This window comes from Lysobacter defluvii IMMIB APB-9 = DSM 18482 (genome assembly GCF_000423325.1).
Lineage (GTDB): Bacteria > Pseudomonadota > Gammaproteobacteria > Xanthomonadales > Xanthomonadaceae > Novilysobacter > Novilysobacter defluvii.
Genome location: NZ_AUHT01000005.1, coordinates 158094 through 174498, shown reverse-complemented (window position 1 = coordinate 174498; position 16405 = coordinate 158094). Strand labels below are relative to the sequence as shown.

The 16405-nt window shown below is 71.6% G+C and carries 16 protein-coding genes; 3 read left to right on the top strand and 13 right to left on the bottom strand.

Annotated elements, in window-relative coordinates:
* Positions 1–98: 98 nt before the first annotated feature.
* Complete coding sequence (gene yjgA, locus G545_RS13345) at positions 99–623, bottom strand: ribosome biogenesis factor YjgA (protein WP_052106832.1); 525 nt, start codon at positions 621–623, stop codon at positions 99–101.
* A 75-nt stretch (positions 624–698) separates the two neighbouring features.
* Here yjgA and pmbA point away from each other — a divergent pair, with 75 nt between their 5' ends.
* Both pmbA and G545_RS0103060 read left to right on the top strand, forming a co-directional pair.
* Positions 699–2081 (top strand): metalloprotease PmbA, encoded by a 1383-nt coding sequence (gene pmbA / locus G545_RS0103065; protein ID WP_027069103.1) that lies wholly within the window; start codon positions 699–701, stop codon positions 2079–2081.
* A gap of 123 nt (positions 2082–2204) precedes the next feature.
* On the top strand, positions 2205–2591 hold the full coding sequence (locus G545_RS0103060) for a DUF4870 domain-containing protein (protein ID WP_052106833.1): 387 nt from the start codon (positions 2205–2207) through the stop codon (positions 2589–2591).
* A 3-nt stretch (positions 2592–2594) separates the two neighbouring features.
* Here the strand turns inward: G545_RS0103060 and G545_RS0103055 are convergent, their stop codons facing one another.
* The 3 genes from G545_RS0103055 to tilS are packed head-to-tail and all read right to left on the bottom strand — an operon-like array spanning position 2595 to position 5078.
* Complete coding sequence (locus G545_RS0103055) at positions 2595–3476, bottom strand: polyprenyl synthetase family protein (protein WP_027069101.1); 882 nt, start codon at positions 3474–3476, stop codon at positions 2595–2597.
* Positions 3469–3732, bottom strand: a complete 264-nt coding sequence (locus G545_RS0103050) for an exodeoxyribonuclease VII small subunit (RefSeq protein WP_027069100.1) — start codon at positions 3730–3732, stop codon at positions 3469–3471. The genes G545_RS0103055 and G545_RS0103050 overlap by 8 nt, the downstream gene beginning before the upstream one ends.
* Positions 3733–3764: 32 nt before the next feature.
* A complete protein-coding gene (gene tilS, locus G545_RS13340) occupies positions 3765–5078 on the bottom strand; it encodes a tRNA lysidine(34) synthetase TilS (RefSeq protein ID WP_052347250.1) in 1314 nt (437 codons plus the stop codon).
* 114 nt (positions 5079–5192) lie between these two features.
* Between tilS and G545_RS0103040 the strand changes: the two genes are divergently transcribed.
* A complete protein-coding gene (locus G545_RS0103040) occupies positions 5193–6257 on the top strand; it encodes an NADH:flavin oxidoreductase/NADH oxidase (protein WP_027069099.1) in 1065 nt (354 codons plus the stop codon).
* Between the two features lie 15 nt (positions 6258–6272).
* Here the strand turns inward: G545_RS0103040 and G545_RS0103035 are convergent, their stop codons facing one another.
* From G545_RS0103035 to lpxD, 9 genes are all read right to left on the bottom strand, one after another.
* Complete coding sequence (locus G545_RS0103035; RefSeq protein ID WP_027069098.1) at positions 6273–7232, bottom strand: acetyl-CoA carboxylase carboxyltransferase subunit alpha; 960 nt, start codon at positions 7230–7232, stop codon at positions 6273–6275.
* A 108-nt stretch (positions 7233–7340) separates the two neighbouring features.
* Entirely contained in the window at positions 7341–8162 is an 822-nt protein-coding gene (locus tag G545_RS0103030) for a hypothetical protein (RefSeq protein ID WP_027069097.1), read from the bottom strand.
* 85 nt (positions 8163–8247) lie between these two features.
* Positions 8248–8601 carry a DMT family protein gene (locus G545_RS0103025; protein ID WP_027069096.1) on the bottom strand — a complete coding sequence of 118 codons (354 nt, stop codon included), beginning with the start codon at positions 8599–8601 and terminating at the stop codon, positions 8248–8250.
* A gap of 83 nt (positions 8602–8684) precedes the next feature.
* Positions 8685–12257 carry a DNA polymerase III subunit alpha gene (dnaE, locus tag G545_RS0103020; RefSeq protein WP_027069095.1) on the bottom strand — a complete coding sequence of 1191 codons (3573 nt, stop codon included), beginning with the start codon at positions 12255–12257 and terminating at the stop codon, positions 8685–8687.
* A gap of 73 nt (positions 12258–12330) precedes the next feature.
* Positions 12331–12942 (bottom strand): ribonuclease HII, encoded by a 612-nt coding sequence (locus G545_RS13335; RefSeq protein WP_052106778.1) that lies wholly within the window; start codon positions 12940–12942, stop codon positions 12331–12333.
* 10 nt (positions 12943–12952) lie between these two features.
* Complete coding sequence (gene lpxB, locus G545_RS13330; RefSeq protein ID WP_043711312.1) at positions 12953–14119, bottom strand: lipid-A-disaccharide synthase; 1167 nt, start codon at positions 14117–14119, stop codon at positions 12953–12955.
* Positions 14116–14901, bottom strand: a complete 786-nt coding sequence (gene lpxA / locus G545_RS0103005) for an acyl-ACP--UDP-N-acetylglucosamine O-acyltransferase (RefSeq protein WP_036137834.1) — start codon at positions 14899–14901, stop codon at positions 14116–14118. The genes lpxB and lpxA overlap by 4 nt, the downstream gene beginning before the upstream one ends.
* Positions 14898–15359 (bottom strand): 3-hydroxyacyl-ACP dehydratase FabZ, encoded by a 462-nt coding sequence (gene fabZ, locus G545_RS0103000; protein WP_027069093.1) that lies wholly within the window; start codon positions 15357–15359, stop codon positions 14898–14900. The genes lpxA and fabZ overlap by 4 nt, the downstream gene beginning before the upstream one ends.
* Positions 15356–16405, bottom strand: a complete 1050-nt coding sequence (gene lpxD, locus G545_RS0102995) for a UDP-3-O-(3-hydroxymyristoyl)glucosamine N-acyltransferase (protein ID WP_052106844.1) — start codon at positions 16403–16405, stop codon at positions 15356–15358. Before lpxD ends, fabZ begins: the two co-directional genes overlap by 4 nt.

The window sequence follows — 16405 nt, the reverse complement described above, 5'->3', positions numbered from 1 at the left end:
CGCACCCCGGCCCTCGCGAGGGCGCGAGGGCGTTCCGGGATGCGCGAGCCAGTGGCTCGCAAGCGCATCCCCTCACCCCGCAAGCGGGAGAGGGGGTTTCACTCCTCGGCGGTCAACAGGTCCCGCACCGCCCGGAACAACTCCCGCTGCGCCTTCGGCGGCTTACCCTTCGCGCGCTCGGTGGCAGCGTTCCGCACCAGCTGCCGTAGCGCCTGGCGGTCGGTCTCCGGGTGCGCGGCCAGCAGCTCGGCCAGGGCGGCATCGCCCTCGTCGATCAGCCGCTCGCGCCACGCCTCCGCCCGGTGCAGTACCGCGGTCTCGCGGCGGGCACGCTCGCCGCTCTGGTCCAGCGCATCGCGCAGCGCGTCCAGGACTTCCTCGTCCTCGCGCCGCATCTGCTTGGCCAGGAAGGCGAGCTGGCGCTTGCGGGCGATGTGGGAGGTGATCGCGCGGGCCGCGGTGATGTGCGGCAGCAGGTCCTCCGGCACCGGCAGCCGGGCCAGCTCGGCATCGGTCAGCCCCGCCAGCTGCTCGCCCAGTTCGAGCACGCCCAGTGCCTCGCGGCGGCGCTGGTTGCGGCTGGGGCCGCGGAATTCGCCGGTTTCCTCGTCAATGCCACGCATCGGGACCTTCCCATTCTCGACGGCGCCGCGCGCATGCGCGCCCGCCTGATCCAAACAGCCTGCAAGGATAAGACATTGAACGAGCTCACCCGGGAGAACCCCGTCCACGAAGCGGCCACTGGCGACGACAGCCAGGCGCGGCTCGACCACCTTGCCGACATCGCCGCGCGCCTGCTCGAGCGCGCGCGCGCGGCCGGGGCCGACCAGGCCGAGGTCTCCTGCTCGGAGGAGACCGGGCTCAACGTCGGCGTGCGCATGGGCGAGGTGGAGACGCTGGAGTCCAACCGCGACCGCGGCATCGCACTGACGGTCTACTTCGGCGGCCGCCGCGGAAGCGCCTCCACCGCCGACCTGCGCGAGGAAAGCCTGGCCGCGACAGTCGAGCAGGCGGTCGCGATCGCGCGGCACACCGAGCACGATCCCGCCGCGGGACTGGCGGAGCCGGAGCTGATGGCGACCGACCTGCGCGAGTTCGACGCCTGGCATCCCTGGGCGCTGGAACCCGAGCAGGCGATCGAGCTGGCGCTGGCCTGCGAGCAGGCCGGGCGCGATGCCGATCCCCGGCTGGAAAACTCAGACGGCGCGTCCGTCGGCAGCGGCGGCAGCCTGTCGGTCTACGCGAACTCCCATGGCTTCGTCGGCCGCGAGCGCGACACCCGGCACAGCCTGGGCTGCGCGCTGATCGCCGGGCGCGGCGCGGAGATGCAGCGCGACGGCTGGTACACGATCGGCGTGGCGGCGGAGGACCTGGAAGCCGCGGCCCAGGTCGGGCGCCGTGCGGCGGAGCGCGCGCTGTCGCGCCTGCAGCCACGCAAGGCAGCCACGGGCGAGTACCCGGTGCTGTTCTCGGCCGAGGTCGCCCGCTCCCTGCTCGGGCACCTGATCGGTGCCGTGTCGGGTGGCGCGCTGTACCGCCAGGCCAGCTTCCTGCTCGACAGCGCGGGGACGAAGCTGTTCCCCGACTGGTTCTCGATCCACGAGCTGCCGTTCCTGCCGCGAGGCTTCCGCTCCGCCTCGTTCGACGCCGAGGGCGTCGCCACCCGCGAGTCGCCGCTGGTGGAGGCGGGCGTGCTGCAGCGCTACATCCTCGGCAGCTACTCCGCGCGCCGGCTCGGCCTGCAGACCACCGCCAACTCCGGCGGCGTGCACAACCTGCAGGTCGCCAGCAACGCCGGCGACCAGGCCTCGATCATCGCCGGCATGGGCCGCGGGGTGCTGGTGACCGAGTTGATGGGGCAGGGCGTGAACGCGATCACCGGCGACTACTCGCGCGGCGCGGCCGGGTTCTGGATCGAGGACGGCCGTATCAGCCACCCGGTCGACGGCTTCACCATCGCCGGCAACCTCAAGCAGATGTTCGCCGGCATCGAGGCCGTGGGCAGTGACGTCGATCCCCGCTCGCACCTGCGGACCGGTTCCATCCTGGTGGGGCGGATGACGGTGGCCGGCGACGGCTGAGGGCTGCGTAATGCGAAGGGTTGACGGACGCCGCGCAACCGCCGACAGTCGCAGCCACGAGGGGAGGGACCAATGAACCAGACCGATCACGACGACCACGGCGGAGCGTCGCCGTACGAACCCATGGCCGACGCCGGCACCGGCGCCATTGCCGAGCATGAAAGGCAGTGGGCGATGTTCGCGCACCTGTCCGCGCTCAGCGCGCTGTTCACCGGAGGCCTGGGCGCGATCATCGGCCCACTGATCATCTGGCTGGTGAAGAAGGACACCATGCCGTTCGTGGACGACCAGGGGAAGGAAGCGCTCAACTTCAACATCACCGTCGCCATCGCGATGGCGGTGCTGATCGGCATCGGCACCATCCTGATGATCGTGCTGATCGGCTTCCTGTTCTACCTGGTCGCCTTTGCGCTCGGGGTTGCCTGGCTGGTGGTGGTGGTCATCGCCACGATCAAGGCGAACGAGGGCGTCCGGTACCGCTACCCGATGACGCTGCGGCTGATCAAGTAGGGATCAGCGGTCCCGCCGGATCGCCATCTCGCCCAGCCGGCGCAAGGCCAGGGCCCTGTCACCGAACGGTGCCAGGGCCTTTTCCATTTCCACGGCCAGCTCCGCGAGCCGGGCGCGCGAGGCCTCCATCCCGATCAGGGCCGGGAAGGTGGCCTTGTCCTGCTCCGCGTCCTTGCCGGCGGTCTTGCCCAGGACTTGGCTGTCGCCCTCGACATCGAGGAGGTCGTCGCGAACCTGGAACGCCAGCCCCAGCGCGGCGGCATAGCGGTCGAGCGCCGCGAGCGCGTCGTGGTCGGCGCGCCCGCACAGGGCGCCCATGCGCACGGCGGCGCGGATCAGCGCACCGGTCTTGAGGGCGTGGAGGTGTTCCAGCGCGGCGATGTCCAGCGAACCGCCGTCGCCGGTCGCGGCCAGGTCCAGTGCCTGCCCCCCGCACATCCCGCCCGCCCCGGCCGCGGAGGCGAGGGTGCGCAGCAGCTCGACCCTGGTGCCGTGATCCAGCGGTGCACCCGCCAGCACCTCGAAGGCCAGCGACTGCAGGGCGTCGCCGGCCAGGATCGCGGTCGCCTCGTCGTAGGCGACATGGACCGTCGGCTGCCCGCGGCGCAGGGCGTCGTCGTCCATCGCCGGCAGGTCGTCGTGGACCAGGGAGTAGGCGTGCACCAGTTCGATCGCGACTCCCGCGGCGTCCAGCGCCTCCGGACCGGCACCGCACAGGCTGCCGCTGGCGTGCACCAGCAAGGGACGCATGCGCTTGCCACCGAGCAGCACGGCGTGGCGCATCGCCCGGTGGAGGGGCCGGGGGGAGGCGTCGGGGCCGGGGAGGGCGTGCTCGAGTGCTGCGTCGATGCGGTCGCGCCAGGCCGCCAGCTGCGGCTCAGGCATCGTTGCCGTGCAGGGGCGGGAAGTCCTCACCGCTCGAAGGGTCCTGCGGGTCGCTGAGCAGGCGCACCCGCAGCTCGGCCTGCTCGAGCGCGGTCTGGCAGCGGCGGTACAGGCCCACGCCGCGCTCGTAGGCGGCCAGGGACTCCTCCAGGCTCATCTCGCCATCCTCCATCTTCCCGACCAGTTGCTCGAGCGCGTCGAGCGAGGCCTCGAAATCGGCGACCGGGGACGTTTCCTGGGGAGCTTTCTCGGACATGGCTGCAAGTGTGCGGCCGGGGTGTGGCAGGGTCAATCGGCCGGCCTTGCAGTTCCGGCCGTCTCCCCGCGGTGCCACTGCAGCGAGCGCCCCCGTGCCGCAAGCCACTCGGCGAAGCGGCCGGAGAGCACCTCGTCGCCGGCGGCGAGCAGCTCGCCGTCCGGGGCGGACAGCAGCGGCATGCGGGCGCGCTCCCAGGGCGGGATCCCGGTGTCCTGCAGCACGTGCTTGAGGGCGTGGCGGTGCGCGCGACCGGGCAGCCGGATCCGTTCGCCGCCGCGGCGCGCGTGTACCCGCAGCGACAACGGCGCGTCCGCGGACGGGAGGAGCTCAAGACACCCGCCGTTGGGCAGGCGGCACGGGGCGGCGCCATCCCAGTGGGCCTCCCAGTCCCGCGGCAGCGGGTCGGCAGTACGGCCGGCATGCAGGAGGTGGCGCCAGGCGTGTACCTCGGCGCCGCGCCAGTGGTAGCGCGCGACGGCGTCGGCGGGGGCGGGCAGCAGCTCGTCGCCGATCCGCGCCACCCCGCCGGCGGGTAGTGGTGGCAGCCCGAGCTGGTCGATCCACCGGCGGAGCACCCGTGCGCGTGCCGCCGGGTCCAGCGCTGCCAGACCCGCGCGCGACAGGCGGTCGGGGGCACCGGCCTCGAGCCCGCGCAGCAGCGACCGGTCCTGGGCGAGGAGCAGGCCGGAGGCGTCTTCGCACAGCGCCGCCGACCGGGCGAGCGCAGCCTCCGCATCAGGCCAGCGGGCCGCGAGCAGCGGCAGGACCCTGTTGCGCAGGTAGTTCCGGTCGAAGTCCGCGCCGGCGTTGCTCGGGTCCTCCACCCAGCGCAGTCCGTGGGTGCGTGCATGGGCCTCCACGGCCGCGCGCGGCGTGTTGAGCAGCGGGCGCCACAGCCACCCGGGACCGTACTCGCGCCAGCGGCGCATCGACGCAAGGCCGTCCACGCCCGAGCCACGCAAGGCTCGCAGCAGGAAGGTTTCCGCCTGGTCGTCGCGATGGTGGGCCAGGACCAGTACCTCGCCGGGCCGGAGCCCGGCTCGCAGGGCTTCGTGCCGGACCTGGCGGGCGGCCGCTTCCAGCCCTTGCCCGGCGGGCTGCACCCGTACGGTGCGCACTTCCAGCGGGACGCCGAGGGCGGCGCACTCGCCGCGGCAATGTTCGGCCCACTCGTCCGCACGCGGCTGCAGGCGATGGTTCACGTGCACGGCCCGTACCCGCCCAGGCGCGAGCAGGGCGAGCGCGTGCAGCAACACGGTGGAGTCGAGCCCGCCGCTGTAGCCGACCAGCAGGGGAGTGTCGGGGAGGTCATGGAAGGCGTCGTTCAGGTCGGGCGGCGGCATGCGGCGATGGTGCCACGGGGCAGGGCCCGCGGCCGGCGGCCGCACGTCGCCCACGGGGCGTACACCAGCCGCTGCCTAGCCTCCCCAGCCCACCCTGGCATCCCGGAGCCCCGCTTGAGCCACCTGTTCACGCCCTTGCGCCAGCGCTCGCTGGAGTTGCGCAACCGAGTCGTCCTGTCCCCGATGTGCCAGTACTCGGCGACCGACGGCTTCCCCAACGACTGGCACCTGGTCCACCTCGGGAGCCGCGCGGTGGGCGGCGCCGCGGTGGTGATGGCCGAGGCCAGCGCGGTGTCACCCGAGGGCAGGATTTCCCCAGCCGACACCGGACTGTGGCAGGACGGCCACACCGCCGCCTGGAAGCCGATCACGCGCTTCATCGACGCGCGCGGGGCGGTGCCGGCGGTGCAGCTTGCCCACGCCGGGCGCAAGGCCAGCACCCGGGTCCCCTGGGTGGGCCGCGGCCGGGTTCCACCGGAGGATGGCGGCTGGACACCGGTCGGGCCGTCGCCGCTCCCCTTCGACGACGACCACGCGACGCCGAACGCACTCGATGCGGCCGGGATCCGGAAGGTCGTGGACGATTTCGCCGCGGCCGCCGACCGGGCGCTGGAGGCGGGCTTCAAGCTGGTCGAGATCCACGCCGCCCACGGCTACCTGCTGCACCAGTTCCTGTCGCCGCTGGCCAACCACCGCGACGATGAATATGGCGGCAGCCGCGCCAACCGCATGCGCCTGGTGCGCGAGGTGATGGAGGCGGTGCGCAGGCGCTGGCCCGACGAGTTGCCGGTGTGGCTGCGCATCTCCGCCACGGACTGGGCGGAGGGTGGTTGGGGCGAGGAGGACAGCGTGGAGCTTGCCCGCTTGGCACGCGGCTGCGGCATCGACCTGGTGGACGTGTCCAGCGGCGGACTGGTGCCCCAAGCGGAGATCCCGGTCGGTCCGGGCTACCAGGTGCCGTTCGCCGAGCGGATCCGCCGCGAGGCGGGCATCGCCACCGGCGCGGTCGGCCTGGTGCTGGACGCCGCGCAGGCGGAGCGGCTGGTGGCGGATGGCCGGGCGGACGTGGTGCTGCTGGGCCGCGCGATGCTGCGCGACCCGTACTTCCCCCAGCACGCGGCGCGCGCGCTGGACCGGGAGGAACTGCCGGTGCCGGTGCAGTACGAGCGCGCCTGGTAGGGCGCGCCGGGCCGGTCAGGTGTTCTCGTAGGCGCCGTAGCCGCGCAGGCGCTCGTAACGGCGCTGCACCAGCTGGTCGCCGGGAAGCGCTTCCAGCCGCGCGAGTTCGTTCAGCAGCGCGGCCTTGAGCCGGACCGCCATCTGCCGCGGGTTGCGGTGGGCACCACCGATCGGCTCGCGCACGACCTTGTCGACCAGTCCCAGGCCGTGCAGGCGCTTCGCGGTCAGGCCCAGCTGCTCCGCCGCGTCCTTTGCCTTGGCCGGGTCCTTCCACAGGATCGACGCGCAGCCTTCCGGCGAAATCACCGAATAGGTGCTGTACTCCAGCATCACCGTCGAGTCGCCCACGCCGATCGCCAGCGCCCCGCCGGAGCCGCCCTCGCCGATGACGGTGCACACGATCGGCACCTTGAGCTCGGCCATCTCCATCAGGTTGCGGGCGATCGCCTCGGACTGCCCGCGCTCCTCGGCACCGATGCCCGGGTAGGCACCCGGGGTGTCGATGAAGGTCAGGATCGGCAGGCCGAAGCGCTCGGCCAGCTTCATCAGCCGCAGCGCCTTGCGGTAGCCCTCCGGGCGCGGCATGCCGAAGTTGCGGCGCACCTTGGCCTTGGTGTCGCGGCCCTTCTCGTGGCCGATGACCATCACCGGCCGGCCGTCGATGCGCGCTAGCCCGCCGACGATGGCCGGGTCGTCGCGGTAGGCGCGGTCACCGGCCAGCTCCTGGAACTCGTCGCAGATCACGTCCAGGTAGTCGACCGTGTGCGGGCGCGCCGGGTGCCGGGCCAGCTGCGAGACCTGCCAGGGCGACAGGTCCCGGAAGATCTGCGCGGTGCGCTTGCGCAGCTTGTCGCGCAGCGCCTGGATCTCCGGGTCGGCGTCCAGGGCCGAGCCCTGGCTGGCCTGCCGCAGCTCCTGGATCCTGGTCTCCAGGTCGGCGATGGGCTGTTCGAAGTCGAGGTAGTTGGGGTTCATGCGGACCAGCTTCCGGGGCAGCGTGCTGCCGGGCAAGTCGGACAGTCTAGCCGACGGGCCCCGACATACCGAGCCGTCCGGAATCCCGTCCCCCGAACGCGAGCCGGGTCAGTCCAGCCCTGCCAGGTCCTCGCCGAACGCGGCAACGCGGAAGTTCCCGAACGCCAGCCGGGCACCATGGTCCATCCGCGACGGTGCGACCAGGTAGAAGTGGCGGGACGCGTTGTCACGGAACAGCCGTGCGTCGCTGACCTTGCTGCCGTCCAGGTAAACCTGCATCTGCTCGCCGTCGACCGCGATCGCGACCGGCATGGGACGGTTCGCGTATCCCCGCAGGTCGAAGCGTGACTCGTGGTAGTAGTCGGTCGCCCGGCTGGTCACGAGGAACTTGTCGCTGTTGTAGTACTGCAGGCCCACCTTGTTGATCTCACGGTTGCCCGCCACGCTGCCGTCGTGGGCGAAACCGAACTCGACCGGATACAGGTCGTCGATGCTCTCCACGATGGTAAGCAGGTCGAACTCGATCGTGAATCGTTCCGGAAGGTCGATCGGGGTGGCGAGCTTGTAGATGGCGCTGGCCTGCAGGTCCAGCCATCGTCCGGGGACCTGCCTGATCTGGATGAGCTGGCCGGAGCCGTTGGTCTTCCAGGTCCGCGGCATCGCACCGTCCTCAGTATCGACGAAGCCGTCCTGCATCAGCACGAGGTTGCCGGGGACAAACCCCGAGGAGGCGACCACTTCTAGCCGCCGCGCAGGGCCGGTCCCCGTGGCGGCGGCAGGCTCACCGTCCATGACCCGCTCCACCTGCTCGGTGGCCTTGCGCTCGACCTGGTTCTTGACCGAGTCAAGGAGCCGGCTGAACTGCGCGTGTGCCGGGGCGAAGAAGGCCAACGCCAGCAGGGCGGCAAGGCAAGCGATGCTGCGTGTCATCTGTGGACTCCTTTCCTGGGTTGTACCGGCCGGGATGGCGGGATCGCGGGATTCTTGCACGGGTGCGGGTGGGATCGCGACCGGCTCAGGCCCCCAGCTTCTCGCGGAACATGAAGTAGACCGCGCCCAACATGCACAAGCCTGCCCACAGGTAGTCCAGCTTCAGGGGCTCCTTCATGTAGAGCACGGCGAAGGGAACGAAGACGGTCAGCGTGATGACCTCCTGCAGGATCTTCAGCTGGCCCAGGGACATCACCTGGTAGCCGATGCGGTTGGCCGGCACCTGCAGCATGTACTCGAAGAACGCGACGCCCCAGCTGATCAGCGCCGCCACGATCCACGGCTTGCTGCCCAGTTCCTTGAGATGGGCGTACCAGGCGAAGGTCATGAAGACGTTGCTCAGGGTGAGCAGGCCGATGGTGGTCCAGGTGGCTTGCATGCCGGCGTCTCGGTACGTGGATGCGGTTGGGCGGTACCCGCAGTCGAGGGGTTCGCGCAGTGCGGGGCGGGGGCTGTCGGATCCTAGCCCGCCGCGCCCCCGCCGCCCCATGGGCGGTCCAGCGCCACCTTCACGGCGAGTACGCCGGGCAGGGCCCGCAGCGCCCCGGCCAGTTCCGTGTCCACGCGCACCGAGCTGCCGCCGTTGAGGTCGAGCATGCCGGCGACCCCGGGGCGCAGGATGTCGAGCCGCAGGGGAGTCCGGCCCGGACGGTGCCGGGAGAGCAGTTCGTCCACGCGCTTCAGGGTCCCGGGCCGGCGCAGGTCCAGCCGCAGCGAGAGCCGCCGTGCGTGGTCGGCACACACCTGTGCGAAGTCCCAGCAGCGCTGGGCCTTGAGCGAGAAGCCGCCGCTGAAAGTGTCCTCGCGCAGGCCGCCCTGGATGACCAGGATCCGGCCCGTGGTCAGCAGCGGTCCGTACTCCACCGCCGCCTCGGAGAAGAAGGCGCACTCGATCCGGCCGCGGCCGTCCTCGAGCTGCACGAAGACCTGGCTGTCGCCCTTCTTGCGCATGCCGACGACCTGGCCGGCGACCACCGTCTCAACCTCCGGGCGCCAGCCGCCCCGGCCGGAGTCCGGCCGCGACTCCCAGATCGCGTCCAGCCCGCCCAGGTCGTGGCCGACCAGGCCGAGCAGTTCCTCGCGGTAGGGGTCGAACGGGTGCCCGCTGAGATAGTGGCCCAGGGTCTCGCGCTCGCCGTTGAGCAGCTGGGAGAGCGGGAACTCGTCGGTTTCGCGCAGCTCCAGGGTGAGCGCCGGCGCGGCATCGTCGCCCCCGCCGAACAGCGACACCTGCCCGGCCTCGCGTTCGCGTGCGATCTGCTCGGTGGCGCGCAGCACCTCGGGCAGCTGCAGCATCAGGCTGGCGCGGTTCTTCCCGAGACGGTCGAGCGCGCCGGACATCACCAGTTGCTCCAGGGTCCGGCGGTTCAGGCGCGCGCTGTCGACGCGTTTGCAGAAGTCCAGAAGGTCGGCGAACGGGCCGGCGCGGCGCGCGGCGACGATCGCCTCGCAGGCGCCGTGGCCGACGCCCTTGATCGCGCCCAGGCCGTAGCGGATGACCCCCGGTCCGGTCGCCTCGAACATGTACTTGGAGGCGTCCACGTCCGGCGGCAGCACCTCCAGCCCCATGACCCGGCACTCGTCCAGGAACATGGTGACCTTGTCGGTGTTGTCCATGTCCGAGGACAGCACCGCGGCCATGAACTCGGCCGGGTAGTGCGCCTTCAGCCAGGCGGTCTGGTAGGACACCAGCGCGTAGGCAGCCGCGTGCGACTTGTTGAAGCCGTAGCCGGCGAACTTCTCCAGCAGGTCGAAGATGGGGCCGGAGACCTTCGGCTCGATGCCGTGGGTCTCCAGGGCGCCGGCCTCGAACTTGGCGCGTTCGCGCGCCATCTCCTCGACCTTCTTCTTGCCCATCGCCCGGCGCAGAAGGTCCGCGCCGCCCAGCGAGTAGCCGGCCAGGATCTGCGCGGTCTGCATGACCTGCTCCTGGTACACGACCACGCCGTAGGTCGGCGCCAGCACCGGTTCCAGCAGCGGATGCGGGTACTGCACCTCGGCCCGCCCGTGCTTGCGCTCGATGAAGTCCGGGATCAGGTCCATCGGGCCCGGCCGGTACAGCGACACCAGCGCGATCAGGTCCTCGAACCGGTCCGGCATCGCCCGCTTGAGCAGCTCGCGCATGCCGCGGGATTCGAACTGGAACACGGCGACGGTGTCGCCGCGGGCGAACAGCTCGTAAGTGGCGGCGTCGTCGAGGGGGAGCTTGGAGATGTCGAGCGCCGCAACCTTCCCTTCTCCCGCGAGCGGGAGAAGGGATTCAGCCGGCTCCGCCGCCAGCCGCTTGTTGATCGCCTTCACCGCCCAATCAATGATCGTCAGCGTCCGCAAACCCAGGAAGTCGAACTTCACCAGGCCGACGGACTCCACGTCGTCCTTGTCGAACTGGGTCACCGGCCCCTTGCCGCGGCCGTCGCCGGCGTCTTCGGCGAACAGCGGGCAGAAGTCGCTCAGCGGGCTGGGGGCGATCACCACGCCGCCGGCGTGCTTGCCGGCGTTGCGGGTCAGGTCCTCGAGGCTGCGGGCCAGGTCGATCAGCTCGCGCACCTCCTCCTCGGCGTGGTACCGGGCGATCAGCTCGGAGGAGGCGAGCTCCTTGTCGGCGCGGGCCTTCTCCGATTCGCCCATGGCGTCGGACAGGCTGATGCCGAGGGTGTTGGGGATCAGCTTGGCGAGGCCGTCGACGAAGCCGTAGGGGTGGCCAAGCACGCGCCCGCAGTCGCGCACCACCGCCTTGGCGGCCATGGTGCCGTAGGTGATGATCTGGCTGACCCGGTCGCGGCCGTACTTGCGCGCGACGTACTCGATCACCTCGTCGCGGCGGTCCATGCAGAAGTCGATGTCGAAGTCCGGCATCGACACGCGTTCCGGGTTCAGGAAGCGCTCGAACAGCAGGTCGTAGGGCAGCGGGTCCAGGTCGGTGATGCCCAGCGCCCAGGCCACCAGCGAGCCCGCGCCCGAGCCGCGCCCGGGGCCCACCGGGATGTCGTGGTCCTTCGCCCAGTTGATGAAGTCGGCGACGATGAGGAAGTAGCCGGGGAACCCCATCGAGATGATGACGTCGAGCTCGGCTTCCAGGCGCGCGTCGTAGTCCGCGCGCGTCATCCCCTCGGCGAGCGGGTTCTCCTGCAGCCGCCGTTCCAGTCCGTCGCGCGACTGCGAGCGCAGCCAGGATTCGATGGTGTGGTCGTCCGGCACCGGGAACGCCGGCAGGAAGTAGGTCCCCAGCTGCATCTCGACGTTGCAGCGGGTAGCCAGGGCGACGGTGTTGTCGATCGCGTCCGGCACGTCGGCGAACCGTTCGGCCATCTCCGCCGACGAGCGCAGGTACTGCTCGGCGCTGTACTCCTTCGGGCGGCGAGGGTCATCGAGCACCCGCCCCGAGGCGATGCACACGCGCGCCTCGTGGGCCTCGAAGCCTTCCGCGTCCAGGAAGCGCACGTCGTTGCTGGCGACCACGGGAATACCGCGCTTGCCGGATGCGTGCAGGGCGAAGGCGTTGAAGGCGGCCTCGCCGTCGCGCCCGGTGCGCACCAGCTCCAGGTGCAGGCGCTCGTCGAAGACCTGCTGCCAGTCCGCGACCCAGGCTTCGGCCAGTTCCGGGCGGCTGCCGGCGGCCAGCCGCCCGGCCAGGCTGGAGGGGCCGGCGAGCGCGAAGAGGCCGTTGTTGTCGGCGCGCAGCCAGTCCGGGCGGAGCACCACGCCGTCGTGCCGGTGGCCCTCCAGCCACATCCGGCTGAGCAGCCGCGAGAGCGTGAGGTAGCCGTCGCGGTCCCGGCACAGCAGGGTCATGCGCGAGGCGGCCTCGTTGCCGTCGGCGAGTTTCACGTCCGCGCCCAGGATCGGCTTGATCCCGGCGCCCTCGGCCTTGCGGTAGAACTTCACCGCGGCGAACAGGTTGTTCAGGTCAGTGAGCGCGACCGCCGGCTGGCCGAGCGCGACACAGCGCTCCACCAGCCCGCCGACCCGGATGGTCGAGTCGGCGAGGGAGTATTCGCTGTGGAGATGGAGGTGTACGAAGGGTGGTGCGGACATGCTGCCGTGGGCTACCGGCGAGGGCGGCGGCCAGAGTACCAGTCCGCGCCACGATGATGACCGGGATGCAGCGTCACGCGCTGAGCGCCGCCAGCGCCTCGCGCACCGGCGCGAAGCTGCGCCGGTGCTGCGGACACGGTCCGTGCTCGGCCAGCGCGGCGAGGTGGGCCGGGCAGGAGTAGCCCTTGTGGGAGGCGAAGCCGTACTGCGGCCAGGCCTCGTGCATGTCGACCATGAGCCGGTCGCGGGTCACCTTGGCCAGGATCGAGGCGGCCATGATCGCCCGGTCACGGCCATCGCCGCCGACCCAGGCCTCGGCCGGGCAAGGCAGGCCGCGTGGCAGCGCGTTCCCGTCCACCCGGGCGAGCTCGCAGGCATGCAGCACGCCCTGGATGGCGCGGCGCATGCCCTCCATGGTGGCGTGGTAGATGTTGATGCGGTCGATCTCCTCGACCTCCACGCTCACGACCTTCCAGGCCACCGCGCGGGCGATGATGCGTTCGTAGAGCTCCTCGCGGCGGCGCGCGCACAGCTGCTTGGAATCGGCCAGGCCATTCACCGGCGTGCGTCCGGGACCGAGCACCACCGCGGCCACGACCACCGGCCCGGCGAGCGGTCCCCGGCCCGCCTCGTCCACCCCCGCGACCGCACGCGGCGGCGCGACGGGCGGGAGGCCCAGTGGCATCTGGCCGCCGTCAGCCACGTGGCGGCTCCGCCCGCAACAGCTCGTCCAGCGCCCTCGCTGCGTAGACCGAGGCGTCGCGTTGCAGGCTTTGGTGGATGGCGTCGAAGCGCGGCACCAGCGCCTCGACCGCCGCCGGCTCGCGGAACCAGCGCAACACCGCGTCCGAGAGCAGGGCAGGCGTGCATTGGTCCTGCATCAGCTCGGGCACGAGCTCCTCCCCGGCCAGAACGTTGGGCAGGGCGTAGTGGTCGACCTTGAGCATGCCCAGGCCCTTCACCAGCCGGTAGGTGCTGCCGGCCACCCGGTAGCCGACCACCATCGGGCGCTTGGCGAGCATCGCCTCCAGGGTCGCGGTCCCGGAGGCGAGCAGGACCACGTCGCTGGCCACCATCGCGTGCCGTGCCTGGCCGTCGATCACCCGCGCCCCCGGCAGCGGGTGGGACTGCAGGAGCTGCTCGATGGCGGCCCGGCAGCCGGCGTTCGCGGCGGGGATGACCACCTGCAGGCCGGGCAGCCCCTCGGCGACCAGGCCGGCGGCCTGCAGGAAGTCGGCCCCCAGCCGCGCGATCTCGCCCAGGCGGGAACCGGGCAGGACCGCCAGGACCGGTGCTTCCGCCAGCAGCCCAAGCCGCGCCCGGGCACGCGCGCGGTCCGGCCGCATCGGCATGTCGTCGGCCAGCGGGTGGCCGACGAAGCGCGCGTCCACGCCGTGCCGGGCATAGATCGCCGGCTCCATCGGGAACAGGCACAGCACCATGTCCGCGCTCTTGCCGATCTGCTGTGCACGCTTCTCGCGCCAGGCCCACACCGAAGGGCTGACGTAGTGCACGGTGCGCACGCCGCGCTGCTTGAGCCAGCGCTCCAGGCCCAGGTTGAAGTCCGGTGCGTCGATGCCGACCATCACGTCCGGCTGCCATTCCAGCAGGCGCCGGCGCAGCCCGGAGCGCAGCCGCAGCAGGCGGGGCAGGTGGCGCAGCACCTCCGAAAGCCCCATGACCGCCAGCTCGCCGGCATCGTGCCAGGTGTCCATCCCGGCCTGGCGCATCTGCGGGCCGCCGACGCCGGCGAACTCGGCGTCGGGCCAGCGTTCTCGCAGCTCCTGCACCAGGCCTGCGCCCAGCAGGTCGCCGGAGGCCTCGCCGGCAACCAGCGCGACCCGGCGCACCCTCGCGCTCATCGCAGCAGGGGCCGCTCGCCGGCCTCGATGAAGTCCAGCAGCTCGCGCACGTCGGCGCTCTCGCCGGCCAGGGCGGACAGGCGCTCGCGCGCCTCTTCCTGCGGGCCCTGGGAGACGTACAGCGCCCGGTAGGCGCGCTTGATCGCGGCGATGCGGTGGGCATCGAAGCCGCGCCGCTTCAGGCCCTCGGCGTTGATCCCGCGCGGCCGGCTGTAGCCCTCCTGGGCGACCATCACGAACGGGGGCACGTCGCCATTGACGAAGGCACCCATGCCGATGAATGCATGCGCCCCGATCCGGCAGAACTGGTGCACCCCGGCGAAGCCGCTGAGGATCACGTGGTCGCCCACGGTGACGTGGCCCGCGAGGGTGGCGTTGTTCGAGAACACGCAGTCGTTGCCGACGATGCAGTCGTGCGCGATGTGGGTGTAGGCCAGCAGCCAGTTGCGGTCGCCGATCCGCGTGCAGCCGCCGCCCTCGCCGGTGCCCCGGTTGAGGGTGACGAATTCGCGGAAGGTGTTGCCCTCGCCGATGACCAGCTCGACGCGTTCGCCCCGGTACTTCTTGTCCTGCGGGTCGCCGCCGACGGCGACGTGGCCGACGAAGCGGTTGCGCGGGCCGATCCGGGTCGGTCCCTGCACCGTGCAGTGCGGGCCGAACACCGTCCCTTCGCCAACCTCCACGTCCTCGCCGATCCAGCAGAACGGACCCACGCGCACCCCGTCGCCCAGCCGGGCGCCCGGCTCGACGATCGACGACGGGTGGACCAGGGGCTGGCTCATGCCGGCGCGGCGACCTCCGCGCAGAGGATGTCGGCGCACGCGGCCTGCTCGCCGTCGACCCGGGCGATGCCCTGGTACAGCGCCATGTTGCGGATGGTGCGCTTGAGGGTGACCTCCAGGTCCAGCCGGTCGCCCGGCACCACCATGCGCGAGAACTTCGCGCCGTCGATCTTCACCAGGTAGAACAGCTTGCCGTCGGTGTTGCCCTGCACCGACAGCTGGGTCAGCAGCCCGCCCGCCTGCGCCAGCGCCTCGAGCACCAGCACCCCCGGCATCACCGGCTGGCCGGGGAAGTGCCCGTTGAAGAAGTTCTCGTTGGCGGTGACGTTCTTGTAGGCCAGCACGCGGTGGTTGGGCTCCAGCTCGACCACCCGGTCCACCAGCAGGAACGGGTAGCGGTGCGGCAGCAGGTGCTGGATCGTCGGTACGTCGACCGGCAACTTGAAGGGGGTGCTCATTCGTTGTCCTTTCGGGTGTCTATCGCGCGCAGCCTGCGGGCCATCTCGTCGAGGTGGCGGAACCGGGCGGCGTTGCGGCGCCAGCTGCGATTGTCCATCAAGCCGGTGCCGGAGGAGTACTCGCCGGGTTCGCGGATGGAACCGCTGACCAGGCTCATGGCGGTCACCACCACCCGGTCGCAGATCTCCAGGTGGCCGGCGATGCCGACCGCCCCGCCGATCATGCAGTACCGGCCGATGCGGGTGCTGCCGGCGATGGCCGTGCATCCGGCGATGGCGGTATGGTCGCCGATCCGGACGTTGTGGGCGACCTGGATCAGGTTGTCCAGCCGGACGTCGCGGCCCAGCTCGGTGTCCTCGATCGCGCCGCGGTCGATGCAGGTGTTCGCGCCGATCTCGCAGTCGTCGCCGACCACCACCCCGCCCAGCTGCGGAACCTTGATCCAGTGCGGCTCGGCGTCGCCGCCACGGTCCATCGCCAGGCCGAAGCCGTCCGCGCCCAGCACCGCGCCCGGGTGGATCCGGACCCGACGGCCCAGCCGGACGCGGGTGACCAGGGTGACCCGGGCCACCAGCTCGGAGCCGGCGCCGACCACGCAGTCCTCGCCCACGACGCAACCGGGTCCGAGCACGGCCCCGGCCTCGACGCGGCTGCGCGCGCCGATGCTGGTGAACGCACCGATGCTTGCGCCCGGGTCCACGGTTGCGGAGGGATCCACGTACGCGGCCGGATGTATCCCGGGTTCGCGGGCCTGGCGGGGCTCGAACAGCGCGGCGATCTTCGCGAAAGCGACGTAGGGATCGGGCGATAGCAGCGCGGTGCCCGTGAAGCCCTCCGCGTCCGCCGGGCGCATCACCACGGCGGCCGCGCCGGTCTCCGACAGTTGGCCGCGGTACTTCGGGTTGGCCAGGAACGACAGCTGTCCCGCGCCGGCGCGGGCGAGGGTGCCCACGCCGGTGATCTCCACCGAAGCATCGCCGTGCACCTGCAGGCCGAAGCGCTCGGCCAGCCCTGCTACGACCTGGGGGGACCGGGTGGCGGCCAT